The following is an 18411-nucleotide window of genomic DNA, read 5'->3' on the forward strand; positions in this document are numbered from 1 at the left end:
GTTAAGCCTGCTTGTGCCATTATACGATCAGGCGTTTAAGTTTGGAGAACTCTCGTCGCGAATGTCGGGATTTCCCAGCATGAGTGCAACCAATCATTACAGAATGTTAAGGATGTAAACGAAAATTTATACAAATAGCGAATAATCGGGCGTTTGACTGAAGCTTGGGAAAAGTATTGCAAACATAATCAAATAAATGTTGCAAAATACTGTTTTTTTGTGGTGTATCCCTCATAATCTAAAGTGAATTGCATACCAATACATTAATTTAAATCTGATTGAAATTTACTCGATTAGGAGGACAAGGTTATGAATATTTCCAAACTGTTTGCAGAAATGACCCAATATATATCAGAAGCGGTTGTGAGGATTTTCGGTCCCAGTGATGATGCTTATCCATCTACGGGCGTGCAACCCTTCAGTGGTGAACCTTTCCACGAACCCAGAAGAGCGGATTGGTAACCTCTGATAACAATCGGTAAAAAATCGGTTTGGTAATTGTTCATGGGTTCATTCCAAAAATTAAGTTGGTGAAGTGGTTAAACCTATCTTCACCAACTTTTATTTAGGTATTTTTTATATATAAAGGAATTTGATTGGATAAGCTGACTACTCGGTGTCTACTACCTTCGACCGCTCTGATGGAGAGTTTCGTCTCCCGTTGGTAGTAACAAAGTGAAGGAAGCGACAAAAACTTCACACCACCTTAGCTCAGCAATTGTGCTGCACCGTTCGCACATCTGACGTCGCTCTCCTTCGATGTGCAACAAATAGACCACAGCGGCGAACCCATGTTTGTGGTAACTGTGGGTATGTTGAGGACAGGGATATTGCAGCTAGTTTAAACATTCTGCAAAAAGGATTAAGTACGGTGGGGCACACCGGAACTTACGCTTGGGGAGATTTGCCCTCTTGGGCGGTTGGAGCAATCCTGTCGTCTAACGGCGAGTCGGGGAACCAAGAATCTCCGCGTCTTTAGACCGGAGAGTGTCAATTCTCATAGTAGCGGCTAAACCCTTTCAGGTTATCGACCGTTAGGTATAAAGGACAACAATTTGCTATCCCTCTAAAAGAATAGAAGTCTTGGGTTTACAAGGAAACTTGGCGCAATTGATGCTGCTGTTGATTGAACTGTCGTTGTTCTAGCGTTAACAGCTTGTACTCAATGGGAGGACGCATATCCCACTGGGTTTCGGCAAACATCAGTAGAGAGGCGGTCATCACGATACCCGTGGTGAGAAACTGCCAACCCCCGACATAGTTTAAAAGCGCAATACCCAGTAAATGAATGATACCTGCTAGGGTAAAGGCACGCGATCGCATCCCTATTCCTGTCCCGATGTAACCCACAGCACACAGTCCCAACCATAGATGACAAAGGCGAATCAACACGTTTCCCCAACCCAGGAAGATGCTGAGATCGGTGAGAATGACACCACCAATCATGAGGACTCCCCAGAAATAAAGTAGCCAATTGAGGCGTTCAACTTTTACCCAAAAGTTGGTGAGTACCACCATCGCTGCGGTACCAATTAGGGTGAGTCCTGACCACAGTCCAGCTTGGAGTTTCCAGCTAATCGGCAAAAACTGAGCAGTGATGAAAATCATGGCGCAAATTATACCCCAGAACAGGAATACCTGGTCGATACGGGTATAAAAGGCAGATAGCAGTGTCTTCCGTCCGAGTTGCCAATGCAGGCGTAACAATCCTTGACGGTCTTGATAATCGAGTGCGTGCTGTTTGGTACGAATAATTGGCTCTGTTAGATTGAAGAAGTTCATGCTATATCTACGTTTGGCAAGAAGGTGCTGTAGAAGATGATCAGTCTAAAGGATGATTTTTAACTATGTTAACAAAATATTACGAAATGTGTATATGATGGTCATCGGTCGAGGTTGGTTTAGATCACCCTCTTATAGATTAGATCTCCCGCTCCCCTTGTATCGCAACCGCTACAACGGTTAGGACACGCCCACGGGTATCGAAACACTAAACGGCATTCATCTGATAAGTGGGTGGACACAATTAAAGTTAACGGTTGAGATTAGGGAACAGGGAACAGGGAACAGTAAGGGTTTGAGGGCGATTTACTTGCACTTAATACAGTACCGTTTTCTTTTTTCCGACTACTTATCTGATATCCGATATCCTGATGACTCTGGCGACTGCTACAGCGCTTCGCGCTGGGCAATAGGCAATAGGCAACACCTCGGCTTACCTCGACTTGCCTCGACTTCGCTCGGCAACACGCTCGGTGTGGAATAGGCAATAGGGGGGAGAAATACTGATTATATAGGGCTTTTAGCCGTTATTCAGCCTTTTGATTGGTAAACAGACCAGCGCGACATGCTGTATTACCCACATTCGGCACTTCAAGTTGAAGTACAAAAAACTATACCGTCAACTTTCTGCGATCAACTATCTTTATGTTTTTCATTATTCATTAAAAACACTAAAAAGTTTTACGCAATCTTGTAAATTAGTCTTAGCAAAATCAGGAGTTTTATCCCAGCTAATCGGCTGGAAATTACTTATTTTTATCGGCTTCATATCTTCAAATGACCATTGTACCTCTTCCGGCTCTAGAGAGGGTTGGCGATAAGCAATTTTCACATTTTTGACTGTATTTTCATTGACTATTCCTTTAAAACAATGACTATGCTCAGTTTGCCAAAAATACTCCTGTCCAATTAGCACATTATCAGTTTTTACAAACACTAAATACCGACTACCCGGACGGTCAAACTCCGCTGATTCGCCATAAAAATAATTGCCATCGGGTAAATTTGTAATCGTCGGCTTACGGTTATCAACGCCTGGTGGTTTGGGTAACGGGGGGGGGACAGCTTTAGAAGCCTCTGGAGTGGGCGAAGGTATCTCCGGGGAGACAGAGGGTGTATTAGGGACTTGTTCAGGAGTCGGTAAGACAACTATCTCTGGGGGCACAGATGAAATCGTGGGCGTAGGGAGGGGTGAGACTGTTGGTGTTTCTGTAGGAAGGGGTGAGACATTCGGGGTAATTAGGGGAAAGGAAAAATCAGCGGGGGTTTCTGATACGGGGGGTGAGGGACTCTGGGCATTTTGAGGGGATTTAGAGGACTTACAGCCAAACAAACCCAGTCCCATAACCGTGAGAATCACCAACCACTGAATCTTGGGGATACGCCGCCAGTAAGCCTTTCGGGTGTCAGAGTGAGAGTCCTGGATAGAAATATAACCCGCTTTCGCGTCTATCGTTGTCGTCAATTGCCTAGAATTTGGCATAGTAAAAACTAGGAAAGAATTATAGGCGATCGCACCACCATTCGTCGTCGGCGATAAAAGTGCCACCGCCTTTGTTACTGTAATCGAAAATTATGCGCGAACTCTATCCCCCCATCGAACCTTATAACCAAGAAATGTTACAGGTGAGTAACCTACACAGGATTTCCTATGAGGAGTCAGGGAATCCGGAAGGTAAATCGGTCGTTGTGTTACATGGTGGACCTGGGGGAGGTAGTCAACCCTTTTACCGCCAATATTTTAACCCGAATCAATGGCGAATTGTTGTGTTTGACCAACGCGGGAGTGGTAAAAGTACACCTCATGCGGAACTGCAAGAGAATACCACTTGGGATTTAGTCAGCGATATTGAGAAACTGCGCCTACATTTGGGGATTGAACAGTGGGTGGTATTTGGCGGAAGTTGGGGAAGTACCCTGTCCCTCGCCTACAGTCAAACCCATCCCGAACGCTGTCGAGGATTGATTCTGCGGGGAATCTTTATGCTGCGACAAAAGGAACTGCGTTGGTTTTATCAGGAGGGGGCTAGCTATATTTTTCCTGATGCTTGGGAACACTACATTAAGCCGATTCCAGAGGCGGAACGGGATGATTTTATTTCAGCCTATTATCAGCGTTTAACCAGTCCTGATCCCAAAATTCGTCAAGTAGCTGCGCGGGCTTGGTCAGTTTGGGAGGCGAGTACCAGTAGACTGTTGCAAGACCCCAACTTAATGCAAAAGTTTAGTGAAAGTGATTTTGCCGAGGCTTTTGCCCGAATTGAGTGTCATTATTTTATCAACAAAGGCTTTTTTGAATCAGAGGATCAGTTACTGCGAAATATTGATCGGATTCGTCATATTCCTGGGGTGATTGTTCAGGGACGATATGATGTGGTTTGTCCGATGATATCGGCGTGGGAGTTGCATCAGGTTTGGTCAGAATCTGAGTTTGTTGTGGTTGCAGATTCTGGACATTCGATAACAGAACCGGGGATTCGTAGCGCGTTAATTGAGGTGACGGATAAGTTTGCCAGTTTTGAATAAGTAGTCGGACAAAAGAAAACGGTACTGTATTAAGTTTTGTCAATCCCTCTCAAACCCTTACTGTTGCCTATTAAGTTGTTCAACGAAAAATAAGGCTTTTCAGCTTTTAGACGTTAACTTGACCGAACAATATTTTGTACGGTTTTCCTCCCTTGTCCTCTTGTCAACCTTGTCCTCCTTGTCTTGACCCTACCCTAAAGTAAAAAACCTACACCTGTCAGGGGGGGGAGGTGGTAACCACAAAAACAATAACCGTCGCCAGCGCCAATGCGCCCTGAATGACATTCCCGACCAGGGAACCTACTACAATTCCTACACTCGCCTTCAACGCCGCCTTGAACCGTAGCTCTAATTCCAACTGACGGCGAGATAAAAACTCACCGATAAACGCTCCCAACAGTGGACCAATTAAAATCCCTAACAAAGGACCTCCCACAGGTAAAGCGGGAAGTAGCCCTAAAATCCCCAAGACTAAGCCAATAATCGCACCAATTTGCCCCCACTTGCTCGCCCCTGCCCGTTTTGCTCCCCAGTAGGTGGCTAAAAAATCAATGCCGACACTGAGGAGTAATACCCCAACAGCAACGCCCAACGCCAAACTTATCGTACTTAACCCTTGGACAAATCCCCAGACTAAAATTGCCACAACAATTACGCTAGAACCGGGAAGACCAGGGACGACAGCACCCACCACACCCACGAGCATCAGGGCAATTAATATCCAGTAGAGCAAAGTGATAGACATCTAAACTTAACGATATTAAGCTAACCGTTGACGTTCGACTGTACTGACTGACTCAACGTATTTCCTAGTTTATCAGCTAGCCCCTCAATCCAGCGCTCATCTTGTTTAGTGTAACTGCGGGGAGCATTCGCGCCTAAAATTAAAGCACCCTGATTGCCCAGAGGTTGACAGATGAGTCCTTGGGTATTTTCTGGTAAGTAGTCAAATTCGATTCGTCCGGGATACAGTTTCATGTCAACCAGATAAATAGGTTTTTGTTGATCGAGAACCCGCTTCAAGATAGCACCCGGTTTCACCTCTGGGTTTTTTCCCAATACTCCCCGCCTTAGTAGCACTTTTCCCTGATAAAACACAACCAGCGATCGCGTCACGGTATTGGTTAATAATAAATGTGACGCCCAAGCCAGTTCCGTTTTTACCGCCTCCGGTAACTCTGGTGTCAGTTCAAAGCCTTCCTCCCCAACCAAATCTACCGCATCTGGCGATCGCGGCTGCACTTGCTGCCACAGCAAACCTGTCAAAATCAATATGGCACTCAGAATAACCCCCAGTGCGTCTGAACGCGCCTGAGATTCCGTAAGTTGGGGAGTGAGCAAGCGATTGATTAATAATAGCGTTCCGCCTAATCCCCCAACAATAAACGGTAATTGTCGCAACACAGAATTTTGATCAGGTTTAGCCATTATTTGCACAGCGTTATATTGTTTCGATGAACGCAAGCCTGTTTTAATTGTTGTAGCGGTTGCTACAACACTCAACCTTCACCGCTCAAAACCCAACACTCAAAATTTATGTCTCCCCATCTTCGAGTATCCGTTGAAATAAATATCCAGTCCCCCGTGCGGTGAGAATCAACTCTGGATTGCTGGGATCATCTTCCAGCTTGGCTCGCAGTCGGGAAATATGCACATCGACAACGCGGGTATCAACATGGCGTTCTGGGGTATATCCCCACACCTCTTGTAAAATTTCTGACCGAGAGAAGGGTTCTCCAGAACGACTGACTAATAACTCCAGGAGACTGAATTCCATCCCTGTGAGCCGAATCCGCTCGTCTCCCTTATACACCTGTCGTTTGTTTGTATCAATTTTGATACTGGCGACATGGATTACCCCAGAACTGGGAATCCCGGAAGCACCCACCTTGTCCACCCGCCGCAATACCGAACGAATCCGGGCTTCTAACTCTTTGGGAGAGAAGGGCTTGACCACATAATCATCCGCGCCCAACTCTAACCCGGTAATTCTGTCGGCAACATCACCCAATGCCGTTAGCATGATGATGGGGATATCCGATTCCTTTCGCAACTCTTGACAGACGCCGTAGCCATCCAGCTTGGGCATCATCACATCTAAAACCACTAAATCGGGTTCACTCGTGCGGAAGGTTTCTAAGGCTTCTTCCCCGTCGGCGGCGGTGACGACATCGTAGCCAATCATCGACAGGCGAGTTTCCAAGATCCGGCGGATACTCGCTTCATCATCGACAACCAGAATTTTTTCCTTATGAGTTTCCAATTGATTCAAGACTCCTAATTTACAGTCAACGAAATGTTAATTTATCAGTAGCTTATCTCTAAGATATAACGTTATACGAAGCTTTTTTAAGCCATAATGCTTTTATTTGACATTTCCTTACGACTTTTTAAGATTGGTTTAATTATTGAAAATTCCTAGCACCTTGAGATCAGGATGCCTAAAACTAAATCCATCTATGTTTGTAATCAATGTGGGGCGGAACACTCCCAGTGGTTCGGCAGATGCTCCTCCTGCGGCACGTATAACTCCTTAGAGGAGAATATGCTGTCAACAACGACCACCTTAAGGAGTGGGGGTTGGCAATCCAATACCCGTGCCTCTACTCCCTCTCCTACTTCCGGACGCGCTCAACCGAGGTCTTCACTCAAGTTCTCAGAAATTTCCAATAATGTCCAGATCCGATTTGCTTCCGGGTATAGTGAACTGGATCGAGTGCTGGGGGGAGGGATCGTCCCTGGCTCCTTGATATTGATTGGCGGTGATCCGGGGATTGGCAAATCCACGTTGCTGTTACAGGTGGCAAATCAACTGGCACAGGAGCATCGTATTCTTTACGTCTGTGCGGAAGAGTCGGGACAACAGGTGAAACTGCGAGCCTCTCGCCTGGGTGTTGGTGCTGCTCCGATTCAGGAAGAGACAGATAATAATAGTGAGCAGACGAATAACGGTGCGCCCAAAAAGCGAGGGAAGTCGGCAAAGTCGAAAACGGCGAATGGGGGTAAAACCTCGGAGGAGCAAGAGCCAAATCTGTATGTGTTGGCAGAGACTGACTTAGAGGAGGTGTTACGGGAGTTGGAGTCCCTAAAACCCCAAGTTGCCGTCATTGACAGTATCCAGACGCTGTACTTTGCGGCGTTAACCTCGGCACCGGGTTCAGTGGCGCAAGTGCGGGAATGTACCTCAGCCTTGATGCAGGTGGCAAAGCGGGCAAATATTACGTTATTCATTGTCGGACATGTGACTAAGGAAGGTGCGATCGCAGGACCAAGGGTGCTGGAACATTTGGTGGATACGGTATTGTATTTTGAGGGCGATCGCTTTGCCTCCCATCGTCTGCTGCGATCGGTAAAAAATCGGTTTGGCGCAACTCACGAAATCGGTATTTTTGAAATGGTGGATAAGGGGTTGCAGGAGGTGCTGAATCCGTCGGAGTTATTTTTGGGCAATCGGGATGAAATGAGTCCTGGTACGGCGACGGTGGTGGCTTGTGAGGGGACTCGCCCGATTTTAGTCGAGTTACAGGCGTTGGTTTCCCCAGCCAGTTATGGTGCGCCGCGTCGCTCAACCACTGGTGTGGATTACAGTCGATTACAGCAAATTTTGGCGGTATTGGAAAAACGGGTAGGGATTCCCCTGTCTAAATTAGATGCTTATGTGGCTACGGCTGGCGGGTTGGGCGTCGAAGAACCGGCGGCTGATTTGGGGATTGCCATTGCAGTCGTGGCGTCATTTCGCGATCGCATGGTTGATCCCCGCACCGTGATGGTTGGCGAAGTGGGATTAGGGGGACAAGTGCGGCTGGTGTCACAGATGGAACTGCGGTTAAAGGAAGCCGCCAAGTTAGGATTTAAACGTGCGATCGTTCCCAAGGGTCAAGTGTTACCGGATCTGGATATTGAGGTGATCCCAGTTTCCAGGGTGCTGGATGCAATTATTGCTGCTTTACCGGGAGGATTGCGCCAGAATTCAGCAAATGAGGCAAATGATGCCAATGAGGAAGAGGAAGACGACTTTTAGCTATTGGGGTGTGCGGAATGCTGAATAAACATAACGATGAAACTCTACTACTACAAATCCGATGAATACGCCAATTTTGGCGATGAACTCAACCCTTGGCTCTGGAACCAATTAATACCCAACATTCTGGATGAAGACGAACGAACCCTTTTTGTAGGAATTGGGACGTTACTCAACAGAAAATTACCCAAGGCAGAGAAAACCATTGTATTCGGAACGGGTGTGGGATATGGATATGGAACTGTACCCAAAATTAATGATTCTTGGACGATATACTGCGTCAGAGGACCCCTGTCTGCCCAAGCGCTAGGTGTTGCCAAACAAGTCGCCGTTACCGATGCGGCTTTACTCGTCAGGCGATTATTTCAGGCGAATCATTCTAAAACCCAGCGCTTTGCTTTTATGCCTCATTTCAAGCACGCTATCCCAGCAAGTTCAGCCTGGAGTGCTATCTGCGAACAACTGGGATTCGCCTATATTGATCCGCGTTGGTCAATTGAAAAAATTTTATCAGCAATTAGCCAAACTGAGGTATTACTCGCTGAAGCCATGCATGGTGCTATCATTGCGGATGCCCTACGAGTGCCTTGGATTCCGATCAAAACCAGTGCCAATATTAATTCCTTTAAATGGCAGGATTGGTGTCTGTCTCTAGGTATTGAATACCAACCTCAGTATGTTATGCCTCTCTGGGATTTCTATCCTGTGTTTCCTGAAGCTCCTTCGACTCGCTTGCGTATTCGCCCAGAAATCAATTACTGGATAGATTGGTTAAAACAGGAGCAATTAAGCGTGTTTAATCAAATTGGCGGTGATCCAAATCAGCGAGTAGCCCGACAACTTATGGATATTGCCAAAACAGTCAAACCTATTTTAAGCGATGAGTTCATCGTTGAGCGTCTTACCCATGAACTAGAAACAAGACTACAGCAATTTAAGGATGATGTTAGAGCGGGGATTTTTACCTAATTAGGGGCTGTTGCAGGGAGTCCTAATACCGAGTTGCGCTTCAAACATAGTAGATAGGAAAAGCAGGGGGAGCAGAGGGAGCAGGGGGAGCAGGGGGAGCAGGGGAAGCAGGGGAAGCAGGGGAAGTAGGGGGAGGGAAAGTTATATCTTTGAATGCAACTTGGTATAAGTAGGTTGGTGGAAATAAACTCAACCTTATGAAGTTATGTTAACAAGCCTCAAACCCTTACAAAGGACGAATGACGAATGACGAATGACGATCCCCACCGTTAACTTTAATTGTCCACACCTACTTACTTAGTTATGTGTTTTGGGGGAAGAGGAGTTTTGCGATCGCTTCTGTGGAACGTTGTTCTCGCCAAATCCAGTGGTTATCCTGTCCCTTCTGGCGAATGTGAGTGATGGCTTGATCAATTAGGGAATCAATTTCGTCAAAAGTTGAGAATGTTGCACCAATTGGAACAGGGAAATTCACTTGATGATTGATAACTGGATAATCAGAGGCAATAATATAACAGCCACATGATCCGGCATCACTAATTACACCACTGGTGCGGTAGTAATAACGATCTTTGTCATAGTGAATGACCAAAATATCAATCTGTTTTAAGACACTGATATAGTTTTCTTCTTTGGTAGTATCGTAGAGAGCTACACCCAGTTGATCTAAATAACCAGGTTTTTGACCAAAGGGTGTACCTATAATTAGTTCACATTGATCAGAATTTGAGCTGATATATTCCTGTAATCTGGCAATTAGTTTTGAGATAGGTTTATCCTGTCGAATCATTCCCACCACCCCTATCTTAATTTTGGCATCTATAGGCAAGCGTTCACTGGGTTTCAGGTTGGGCGTAACTTCGCTAAGGATTGGATGAGGGATAATTATCTTGGATGACGCGGGTAAGCGAAATTTATCCGGGATAACATGATCATCGATTTCAAATAAAACGACTTTTAAATTATTGAAAAGTTGCAGATACCTTTTTAGGTAGACCAATCCGAAGAATTTGATTTTGCTAGTCATGGCAAATTGTTGATTACCATGTAAGCTAATCAATACCTGTTTTCCTGTTAAAGCCAGTAAAGGCAGAACTCCTAATAAATGTTGGTTATAGATTTCAAATATAAAAATTGTATCGATATCTTTAAGCCGAAAGGCTCTAATGCCCATTGAAATGTGGCGGTACTCGCGGCGAAGTTGAAGTCCTATGGAGTAATTTGGAATTGATTGGCTAATTTTTTTGAACCAAGGGGGTAAAGGGGTTTCTATGGATAAAAACCCTATTTGTTTAGTCTTGATGTATTGCTCAATGAGCAGAATGTCTTTCAGACCCGGATGCATTAATTGCATTTTTTTATGTAATAACAAAACAGTTTTACTTGGATCTGGGTAGATACAGATGACTCTTCGGTATTTGTGATGAAACCCTAATTTTTAGGGAAGAGGGAACACCTCGACTTACCTCGACTCGCTCGGTAACACGCTCGGTGTGTCACAGGGAACAGGGAACAGGCAACAGGGAACAGGCAACAGGGAACAGGCAACAGGCAACAGGCAACAGGCAACAGGGAACAGGCAACAGGGAACAGGCAACAGGGAACAGGGAACAGGGAACAGGGAACAGGGAACAGGGAACAGGGAACAGGGAACAGGGAACAGGGAACAGGGAACAGGAAAACCCTTATTCAGCAACCCTTTGACTCAATTCAATAAGTTTTTCTGAGCATCATAACTCTCCGAGAGGCTATTTTTTGGGACAAAACTTTAAGGAATGCACGTCCCAGTATTTTAGTGTCATAAAATAATTCTAACAATAAGCTTACATATCCTAACCGTTTCTCCAGAATAACTCCCCGATTTATAATTCCCATATCGATCAACTGCTGACTATTTTCCAGCCGCACAGAAATTTCTGGGTCGTACAGGTTTAGTGGCTTGTTTTCGGCAATGAGTTGAGCATATTTTTGGTATTCAACTGCTCCTTGCCAATGCTGATTCCTCTGGATTTCTGATTTAACATAATCGATAAAAAATGAAAAATATTTAAAGTGTAGCAAACACACCGTTGTCGAAGAAACTTTTATGTTTTTGGTGACATGTTCTGAATAGAATGTCATGGTATCATTATATTTAAGCAAAGGGAACTTGGTTAAACAGTAGGGCTTCTTGCCTCGTTTATCGTCGCTGCCAAAGATACGTTGGCGCAATCCTCCCCAATAATAATCCCTGATTGTTCCTTCCTGGTGATGATAATACTGTCGATCAAAATAGGGACAGACCTCTAAAAAGTCATCTCCAGGATTATAGTAGGCTTCCTGAACAGGCTGCTGCGAATACATGTCTAACATAATCCCTTGAACAGCATTTTTACCTTGCCTTTCTATTTGGCGACAAAAATCGCTTAGGCTGCGGGTTTCACAATCGGGATAATAGAGAATTTCATCGGCATCAACGATTAAGCACCAGTGATTTTGACCGTAATTTTTAAGTAACCATTCTAGCCAATTTAGTTTATTGTCCTGGAAAGATTCTTGAGTATGCCACGTATAGACATCCTCTTGCTGGATTAAATAGTCTAAGGTCTTATCTTCTGAGTCGTTATCGACGATAAAAAACTTAGATATTCCTTTTTCGCGATAGTAGTTTAAGAAAAAAGGCAAACGTTTGAATTCATTCCTGACAATTACAAAACATAGGAGTTCTGTGCCTGTTAATGCTATATCTTTAGAGTCAACTCTATTTAAATTTTTCATAGTCAATCAAATCCAATGATTTATTTATAAAAATTCCGAATTAGAATCGTGAGCAGTAATTCCATTTCTCCAGCAGCAACAACATCCGTTTTCAGGACAGAACGATATTTGAGAAAGTGGAGAATAAATTTTCTGATATCATTGCCTAGATAGATCGGTACAACTAGGGGTCTTTGCCAGGGTTTATAGGCTAACATTCGCACCTGATATCGTAGCCGACCATTATTTTGAAAAAAACGCCGCAGATACTCTTTATCAAAACGGGATTTAGGAATAAAATGGTCAATCTCCATTTCCGGATTGAACCACAGTTCCCAACCGCCTTGCCAGATGTATGACAGCATTTCTAAATCTTCATTAGTTTGAGGGAGCAGGGGACGTTCAGGGACAGTTTCTATCCAAGCCTGTTTGCGAATAACGATTCCGGCTCCTGGAGGAAACATCTTTTTGCGGGTATAGGCATACTTTTGGTTATAACAATAGGGTTTCGTTCCTTTAATCAAGGCAAAATAACGGGCGATTCTCTCAAATCCTGGCGGAGGTTCTACTTCAAATTTGCCATGGATTTGTCCTCCATACGCCCCAGCTTTTGGATGAGATTGCCCAAAATGATAAGCTTGTGCTACCCAATTCGAGTCGGGTAAATTATCGTCATCCAGAAAACCGATTAAAGTACCCTTGGCTTCTCGGATGGCACATCGTCTAGCAAATGCTAGTCCTTGTTCAGGTTCCAAGTAATAATGAATGGGATAAGGTTCAGACCAGTTCGCTTGGTACTCCTGAACGACCTTAGCCGTATCATCCGTGCTATTATTATCAACGACAATAATCTCCCAGGAAATAGGCTCTGTGCCTTGCTGCGATCGCAACCTATCCAGAACCTCTGCTAAACGATTCGCGCCGTTATAGGTACAAATCGCGACAGTAAAGTCGATCTCGCTCATGCCGTAATCTTCCTCTGGGGAATAACTCTCCCACTCATTGAATCGTGAGCTGGAGTCGAGCGATCGCGCTCTCCCCAATCCCAATCTGCTCGCTTGTAGCAAATACACCGAGGAAACACCATACCCTATTGTTGGTTTGACCAACAGGCATGGTTTAATTACGAGTTTAACCTGTCTCTAGCCGACTGTCACCTTCTTTCCGCAAGGAGGCTCACGCTGTAATATGAGATTCAGCGTTGAGAGGAATTGCGGGGTAATCGTTTAATGTAGTGGCGTGGCACACCTAAAATGGTGGGATAGATTTTACCATTGAATCGGGCGCACGCCATGCGCCCCTACGGTTTCCGGGCGTAATTCTAATTGATTTGATGTGTGGAAGGTTACTCGGTATGCAAAAATTCCAGATAGGCTTGACTTATTTCCTTCACCGCCATCTCGTAGAATTGTTGACCATGTTCCGGTTTGGCTAAGGCGGGGTTAGACCCCATGCGTCCATCAGGATAGCGACGGCGGAAGTCTGTCGCCCCGTAAATTGGATGTCCAGAGGCAACATTTGCCGCTAAAGGGGCGTTTTTGATTGCTTCCGGATAAAGGTATTGGGTTAACGCCACTTCGCTGGGTGTGGCGTGAGATCCTTCCTGGTCACCATACCATTGTTTGGCTAACTGATACACCGATTTACAGGTAAACCAGTTAGCAAGGCGACATCTGACTTGATCGCTGTTGGGAATGTTGAGATCCCAAAGATAAGCGTAACTCTCAGAAAACGCTGCCTTCAGCGTCGCCACGTTACCACCGTGACCATTAATAAAGAAAAATCTGGTAAATCCAGCCCGAGTTAAGCTGACTAAATAATCTTGGATGACATGAATTAAGGTACTAGGTTTCAGGCTCATCGTACCAGGAAACCCTGTATGATGCAGCGCCATCCCCACGCTAATTGTGGGACTAACGATCGCATTCGTCGCTTCACCCACCCCTCGCGCGATCGCTTCAGCACAAATCGCATCAGTACCAATTAATCCCGTTGGTCCATGTTGTTCAGTTGAACCAATCGGCAGAATAATTCCGGGCGATCGCTTCAAATACTCCTCAACCTCGATCCAGGTCATCAAATGTAGCAGCATTATCCCTTCTAAAAAAGTGAAAGCAGGGGGACTAGGGTTACCAGCCTCCTGCTTTGTTTCTGTAAGACCCCTCATTCTGTCATACTTACGTATGACATGTATTACACTATCCTTAGTGTAGGTCACCATGGGGAAATCGGCAATAAAGTTACCCAAATTGTTTTCAGTCTGCAAAAATTCACAAGGTATAGTCACACCAGCCGAATCTTGTGTCACTCTAGACGTAGAGTTCTATTTCTATATCGTTGCAACACCATGATTTTGGTGTATATCTTGGCTTAGACGTTCAGATACCCAATTTCCTTACCATTTATGCTTTCTGTCGATCTACCGCAAAGCCCTTCTACTCCAGAACTGGCACAATCCAACCGCATTCTGGTTGTAGAAGACGAGACTCTCATCCGAGAAATGCTGATGTTGTCCTTACAAGAGGAAGGTTATGACGTGGTGACGGCTGCTGATGGTCGTACCGCTTTAACCCTTCTGTCCGAGGGCGATGCCAATGACGAGGAGTGCCAGTTTAGCCTGTTGATTCTAGACTTGATGCTGCCTCAGGTGAACGGACTCGATCTATGTCGTTTGATCCGGTATAAAGGGAATTCCATTCCCATCTTGATTCTCAGCGCCAAAGCGAGTGAAACGGATCGGGTTTTGGGGTTGGAAGTCGGTGCTGATGACTACCTGACCAAACCCTTTAGTATGCGGGAATTAATCGCCCGGTGTCGCGCCCTCCTACGTCGTCACCGCTATAATTCCATACCGCAAACGCCGACGTTACAGTTACGGGACATTACCCTCTACCCCGAAGAATGTCGTGTCACGGTGCGTGGCGAGGAGGTGAATCTCTCACCCAAGGAATTCCGACTGTTGGAATTGTTTATGGGGTATCCCCGTCGAGTTTGGTCTCGTGAACAGTTAATTGATCAGGTTTGGGGAGCCGATTTTCTGGGAGATACCAAAACTGTCGATGTTCACATTCGCTGGCTGCGGGAAAAATTAGAAAAAGACCCCAGTCAACCGGAATACTTAATTACCGTTCGTGGCTTCGGCTATCGGTTTGGCTAATTTATTTGGATGCGACACCGGCGATCGCATCTTACCCAAATCAGTACCGCTATCGTCCTGTCAAAAGGCTACAATAACTAAACCATCGCTCGGCAATAGTCTCATTGATCACACCTATGACCCTGTTGACATTTCTCTTGGGTCTAGCTCTAGGAATTGGGGTTGGCTTATGGTTACAACACCGCACCAAACAGCAGCTCAAGCAAACCTTGGAGTTGCTACCAGCCAATTCGACCAGTAACTCGTTTCCCTTAGAGTCTCGTCTACGGGGAGCCATTGCCCAAGCGAATCAGCAGCGCCTTGTCTTAGAAGACCAACTCAACGCCATTCAATCCCTATTTCAAGTTGCGCCTGTCGGGTATTTACAAGTAGACGAAGACAATCACTTAATTTGGTGTAATCAGCAGGCGCGTCAGTTATTGCAAATTGACCGCTGGGAACCCGGACAGATTCGCTTACTGCTAGAGGTGGTGCGATCCTACGAACTGGATCAGTTAATCGAGAAAACGCGAAAACAGCAACAATCGACGAGCCAGGAATGGGTATTTCATCCCGCTTGTATGGATGGTGCAGCCATGAGCGAAGTGCGATCGCTCACGTTGCGGGCGTATGGTTGGCCCCTTGCCAATGGGCAAGTTGGCGTGTTTCTGGAGAATCGACAACCTTTAATTGAACTATCGGAATCTCGCAATCAGTGGGTGTCTGATTTAGCCCACGAATTGAGAACCCCACTCACATCGATTCGCTTAGTTGCAGAAGCGTTACAAGGACGAGTTAACCCGCCAGAAAGCCGTTGGGTTGAGCAACTCTTGCAAGAAATTAATCGATTAATTGACCTGATTCAAAATTGGCTAGAACTCAGCCATCTTGAACAAGATCCGAACAAGAGTCTTACGTATAAATCCCTCGACCTAAACGTTTTAATTCAGTCGGCTTGGCAACGATTGGAACCTTTGGCAGAGCAAAAAGACTTGCATATTGCCTATCGTGGACCCGATACTTTACCGATTAAAGCCGATGAGTCTCGACTGATCCAAGTTTTTTTGAATTTATTAGATAACAGTATTAAGCATAGTCCCCCGGAAGGATTGATTCGAGTTGAGGTAACCACTTCAACACAGGCTGATCCAACGGAAAAAGCACTGATGCAAATCGATATTATTGACGAAGGTGCGGGGTTTTCAGGGAATGATTTACCTCGTGTATTTGAGCGACTCTATCGAGGAGATGCTTCGCGATATCGGCAACCTACGTCTGAGAATGTAACCACATTGGGGCGCAGTAGTGGGAGTGGTTTGGGTTTGGCAATTGTTCAGCAAATTGTTCAGGCTCACGGTGGTACAGTGAATGCTAAGAATCATCCGGAAACTGGCGGGGCTTGGTTACAGATTCAATTGCCTTGTAATTAGTTATTCGTCATTTGTCATTTGTCATTTGTCATTTGTCATTTGTCATTTGTCATTTGTCATTTGTCATTGGTTAGGGAACAGGTAATTCATACTCTTGTTTTCTACTGTCTTCTCCCCTTTACTTTATTAACCTTCTTTCTAATACGTTCAATCCCTCTGCGTACCTCTGCGGAAACCTCTGCGTACTCTGCGTTTAAAAAAGATTATCGTCATGGCATTGGGGCGCAAGCCTTGCGCCCCTACCAGGATGGAATAGGTTGTAGGTTAAGTTAATGGTTATTAAAATAGGGCTAAAGCCCTTACTACGAACATGACAACAGCCGTTCAAGTTGCGATCGCGGGGGAGGCTGCTGAACCCGCTGTGTCTGAGTTGATGGGGATTCCGGGATTGTCGGTATCCTATGAGGCACAAACTCAAAAGGAGGGAACCCTAGCCGTAATTGCCACGATTGTCGGCATTGCTGGGGGTATGGTGGCGCTAGCCGAACAAATTCGCAAGTGGTATCAGGAATGGAAGCAATCCCAGTGAAATCCCCCGATGCGGAGACGGTTAGAGACATTTTGAATCGGGTGAGGCGGATGTAGGTTTTTGCAACGGTATCCAGAAGCGTCCCGCGTAGGGGCTTGGTTTCCAAGCCTGTACAGGTGGGGAAGTGGTGTTGAGTTGTCGCCAAATACGGTAATAAGTATCCCCCCTAGCCCCCCTTTGAAAGGGGGGAACAAGAAATTGCCTGCTTTGAGAACCAGAAATTGTATTCTTTGTACGGGGAGAAATAAGACATTTTAACTTTTGTCAGGAGTGAACCAGAAATTAAGCTCAGTCATTTCAGGGGACAATAAAACATCAATCAAAGTCTCCCTTTCAATGAATCAATTACTCAAAGTCCCCCTTTCAAAGGGGGATTTAGGGGGATTTCAACGTTAATCGCGTAATCACAAGCTTAAATCAACACCAATGGCAAGCGGTTTCTCTCACAGTAAAGAAACCTACCGAAATTCTGGAAAAGGGCGGGTTTTGTATAGAAGTTATCGGATTTCCCCTCAATATTTTGGCTAAACCCGCCCCTACAAGTTTTCCGATTGATAGCGCTGCAAGAGAGTACGAATGACTAATGACTAATAACTAATGACTAATTTACTTCTTGGCGTAATTGTTTATGGGTTTGCCGATCCGCTTCCAAGTCCGCTTCATTATAGTGTAACTCGACACCTTTGGCTTTGAGGAATGTATCAACCTCCAAGCGGGTAGACATTCCCAGTAATTCTCGCACTTTACCGACACTAATCGAACCCTCACGATAGGCGGCAATGACAATCATTTCTAGTAGCCTGCGTTCCAAGCTACCCCATTTAAGTTCTAACGAATGCGCGACATCATCGGGTAGGGCGATCTGAATTTCCATGAGTGGCTTACTGTTAAAGGTTATTCGGATTGAATCTGTTTAGATTATCCAGATGCTGTGGGCTATTCGGATAGTATTATTTGGCGGATGAAGGGATACCGTTCGGAATTTTTGCCAGGGAAGGCAGACAATTGAATTAATCAGAGTCTATAGGCGCACACCTATTCCGATTATACTGCTTATTGAATCATAGAAACTGTTTTTTTGTCAACCCGTTTAATCCTCAGAAATTAGGTTCTGATACCAACAGGTGAGGACAGGGCGGCTATTAACCTTCTGCCTTTTGCCCTACATTGGGTGACGCGATCGCACAATGTTTAAGAAAGATATAACGCTTGGTTAACAAAGATCTAAACAGAGAAGCCAGTAAGATTTTTGACCTGTTGGCGATTAGGGTAAAATCTGAAC

The 18411-nt window shown here is 45.2% G+C and carries 18 protein-coding genes and 1 pseudogene; 8 read left to right on the top strand and 11 right to left on the bottom strand.

From position 1 onward, the window contains the following. Positions 1–309: 309 nt before the first annotated feature. Both RIC07_RS30710 and RIC07_RS30715 read left to right on the top strand, forming a co-directional pair. Positions 310–462, top strand: coding sequence for a hypothetical protein (locus tag RIC07_RS30710; RefSeq protein ID WP_006102658.1), 153 nt, complete (start codon positions 310–312; stop codon positions 460–462). A gap of 322 nt (positions 463–784) precedes the next feature. After that, a pseudogene (locus tag RIC07_RS30715) lies at positions 785–979 on the top strand (RNA-guided endonuclease InsQ/TnpB family protein); the annotation flags it as partial. A gap of 110 nt (positions 980–1089) precedes the next feature. Here RIC07_RS30715 and RIC07_RS30720 read toward each other — a convergent pair. Together RIC07_RS30720 and RIC07_RS30725 are read right to left on the bottom strand one after the other, a co-directional pair. Beyond that, positions 1090–1782 (bottom strand): hypothetical protein, encoded by a 693-nt coding sequence (locus RIC07_RS30720; RefSeq protein ID WP_446397826.1) that lies wholly within the window; start codon positions 1780–1782, stop codon positions 1090–1092. A gap of 655 nt (positions 1783–2437) precedes the next feature. Beyond that, positions 2438–3331 (bottom strand): hypothetical protein, encoded by an 894-nt coding sequence (locus RIC07_RS30725; RefSeq protein ID WP_446397827.1) that lies wholly within the window; start codon positions 3329–3331, stop codon positions 2438–2440. Between the two features lie 26 nt (positions 3332–3357). Here RIC07_RS30725 and pip point away from each other — a divergent pair, with 26 nt between their 5' ends. Beyond that, the gene (gene pip, locus RIC07_RS30730) at positions 3358–4308 is read left to right on the top strand and encodes a prolyl aminopeptidase (RefSeq protein ID WP_446397828.1); all 951 of its coding nucleotides are present in this window, start codon (positions 3358–3360) and stop codon (positions 4306–4308) included. Between the two features lie 217 nt (positions 4309–4525). Here the strand turns inward: pip and RIC07_RS30735 are convergent, their stop codons facing one another. The 3 genes from RIC07_RS30735 to rpaB form a co-directional block, all read right to left on the bottom strand. Then, positions 4526–5047: a DUF456 domain-containing protein gene (locus RIC07_RS30735; protein WP_446381408.1), complete on the bottom strand. Its 522-nt coding sequence runs from the start codon at positions 5045–5047 to the stop codon at positions 4526–4528. Between the two features lie 26 nt (positions 5048–5073). Then, positions 5074–5736: a cofactor assembly of complex C subunit B gene (locus RIC07_RS30740; protein ID WP_446397829.1), complete on the bottom strand. Its 663-nt coding sequence runs from the start codon at positions 5734–5736 to the stop codon at positions 5074–5076. 106 nt (positions 5737–5842) lie between these two features. Beyond that, on the bottom strand, positions 5843–6571 hold the full coding sequence (rpaB, locus tag RIC07_RS30745; protein ID WP_446381410.1) for a response regulator transcription factor RpaB: 729 nt from the start codon (positions 6569–6571) through the stop codon (positions 5843–5845). A 174-nt stretch (positions 6572–6745) separates the two neighbouring features. Between rpaB and radA the strand changes: the two genes are divergently transcribed. Continuing rightward, positions 6746–8329, top strand: coding sequence for a DNA repair protein RadA (gene radA / locus RIC07_RS30750; RefSeq protein WP_446397830.1), 1584 nt, complete (start codon positions 6746–6748; stop codon positions 8327–8329). Between the two features lie 36 nt (positions 8330–8365). After that, a complete protein-coding gene (locus RIC07_RS30755; protein WP_446397831.1) occupies positions 8366–9298 on the top strand; it encodes a polysaccharide pyruvyl transferase family protein in 933 nt (310 codons plus the stop codon). Between the two features lie 301 nt (positions 9299–9599). On the opposite strand, the gene RIC07_RS30760 is transcribed toward RIC07_RS30755, so the two are convergent. The 5 genes from RIC07_RS30760 to RIC07_RS30780 all read right to left on the bottom strand — a co-directional run bounded on the left by RIC07_RS30760 (position 9600) and on the right by RIC07_RS30780 (position 14126). Continuing rightward, positions 9600–10472: a glycosyltransferase family 1 protein gene (locus RIC07_RS30760; RefSeq protein ID WP_446397832.1), complete on the bottom strand. Its 873-nt coding sequence runs from the start codon at positions 10470–10472 to the stop codon at positions 9600–9602. A gap of 288 nt (positions 10473–10760) precedes the next feature. Next, positions 10761–10994 carry a hypothetical protein gene (locus tag RIC07_RS30765; RefSeq protein WP_446397833.1) on the bottom strand — a complete coding sequence of 78 codons (234 nt, stop codon included), beginning with the start codon at positions 10992–10994 and terminating at the stop codon, positions 10761–10763. A 14-nt stretch (positions 10995–11008) separates the two neighbouring features. Then, positions 11009–12055, bottom strand: a complete 1047-nt coding sequence (locus tag RIC07_RS30770; protein ID WP_446397834.1) for a glycosyltransferase family 2 protein — start codon at positions 12053–12055, stop codon at positions 11009–11011. 20 nt (positions 12056–12075) lie between these two features. Continuing rightward, positions 12076–12999, bottom strand: coding sequence for a hormogonium polysaccharide biosynthesis glycosyltransferase HpsE (gene hpsE, locus RIC07_RS30775; protein WP_446397846.1), 924 nt, complete (start codon positions 12997–12999; stop codon positions 12076–12078). A 380-nt stretch (positions 13000–13379) separates the two neighbouring features. Next, positions 13380–14126 carry a creatininase family protein gene (locus tag RIC07_RS30780; RefSeq protein ID WP_446397835.1) on the bottom strand — a complete coding sequence of 249 codons (747 nt, stop codon included), beginning with the start codon at positions 14124–14126 and terminating at the stop codon, positions 13380–13382. 312 nt (positions 14127–14438) lie between these two features. Between RIC07_RS30780 and RIC07_RS30785 the strand changes: the two genes are divergently transcribed. The 3 genes from RIC07_RS30785 (at position 14439) to RIC07_RS30795 (ending at position 17129) form a co-directional block, all read left to right on the top strand. Next, entirely contained in the window at positions 14439–15191 is a 753-nt protein-coding gene (locus RIC07_RS30785; protein WP_006102719.1) for a response regulator transcription factor, read from the top strand. Between the two features lie 116 nt (positions 15192–15307). Then, a complete protein-coding gene (locus RIC07_RS30790; RefSeq protein ID WP_446397836.1) occupies positions 15308–16600 on the top strand; it encodes an ATP-binding protein in 1293 nt (430 codons plus the stop codon). A gap of 310 nt (positions 16601–16910) precedes the next feature. Next, positions 16911–17129 (top strand): hypothetical protein, encoded by a 219-nt coding sequence (locus tag RIC07_RS30795; protein ID WP_446397837.1) that lies wholly within the window; start codon positions 16911–16913, stop codon positions 17127–17129. Positions 17130–17730: 601 nt separating this feature from the next. On the opposite strand, the gene RIC07_RS30800 is transcribed toward RIC07_RS30795, so the two are convergent. Beyond that, on the bottom strand, positions 17731–18003 hold the full coding sequence (locus RIC07_RS30800; protein WP_446343842.1) for a UPF0175 family protein: 273 nt from the start codon (positions 18001–18003) through the stop codon (positions 17731–17733). Positions 18004–18411 lie beyond the last annotated feature (408 nt).

Origin of the sequence: Coleofasciculus sp. E1-EBD-02 (assembly GCF_040218245.1) — a bacterium.
GTDB lineage: Bacteria > Cyanobacteriota > Cyanobacteriia > Cyanobacteriales > Coleofasciculaceae > Coleofasciculus.

Coding starts and splice junctions, on each gene's coding strand:
- RIC07_RS30710 (WP_006102658.1), top strand. CDS start 310: ATGAATATTTCCAAACTGTTTGCAGAAATGACCCAATATATATCAGAA.
- RIC07_RS30720 (WP_446397826.1), bottom strand. CDS start 1,782: ATGAACTTCTTCAATCTAACAGAGCCAATTATTCGTACCAAACAGCAC.
- pip (WP_446397828.1), top strand. CDS start 3,358: ATGCGCGAACTCTATCCCCCCATCGAACCTTATAACCAAGAAATGTTA.
- RIC07_RS30740 (WP_446397829.1), bottom strand. CDS start 5,736: ATGGCTAAACCTGATCAAAATTCTGTGTTGCGACAATTACCGTTTATT.
- radA (WP_446397830.1), top strand. CDS start 6,746: ATGCCTAAAACTAAATCCATCTATGTTTGTAATCAATGTGGGGCGGAA.
- RIC07_RS30755 (WP_446397831.1), top strand. CDS start 8,366: ATGAAACTCTACTACTACAAATCCGATGAATACGCCAATTTTGGCGAT.
- RIC07_RS30760 (WP_446397832.1), bottom strand. CDS start 10,472: ATGGGCATTAGAGCCTTTCGGCTTAAAGATATCGATACAATTTTTATA.
- RIC07_RS30770 (WP_446397834.1), bottom strand. CDS start 12,055: ATGAAAAATTTAAATAGAGTTGACTCTAAAGATATAGCATTAACAGGC.
- hpsE (WP_446397846.1), bottom strand. CDS start 12,999: ATGAGCGAGATCGACTTTACTGTCGCGATTTGTACCTATAACGGCGCG.
- RIC07_RS30780 (WP_446397835.1), bottom strand. CDS start 14,126: ATGCTGCTACATTTGATGACCTGGATCGAGGTTGAGGAGTATTTGAAG.
- RIC07_RS30785 (WP_006102719.1), top strand. CDS start 14,439: ATGCTTTCTGTCGATCTACCGCAAAGCCCTTCTACTCCAGAACTGGCA.
- RIC07_RS30790 (WP_446397836.1), top strand. CDS start 15,308: ATGACCCTGTTGACATTTCTCTTGGGTCTAGCTCTAGGAATTGGGGTT.
- RIC07_RS30795 (WP_446397837.1), top strand. CDS start 16,911: ATGACAACAGCCGTTCAAGTTGCGATCGCGGGGGAGGCTGCTGAACCC.
- RIC07_RS30800 (WP_446343842.1), bottom strand. CDS start 18,003: ATGGAAATTCAGATCGCCCTACCCGATGATGTCGCGCATTCGTTAGAA.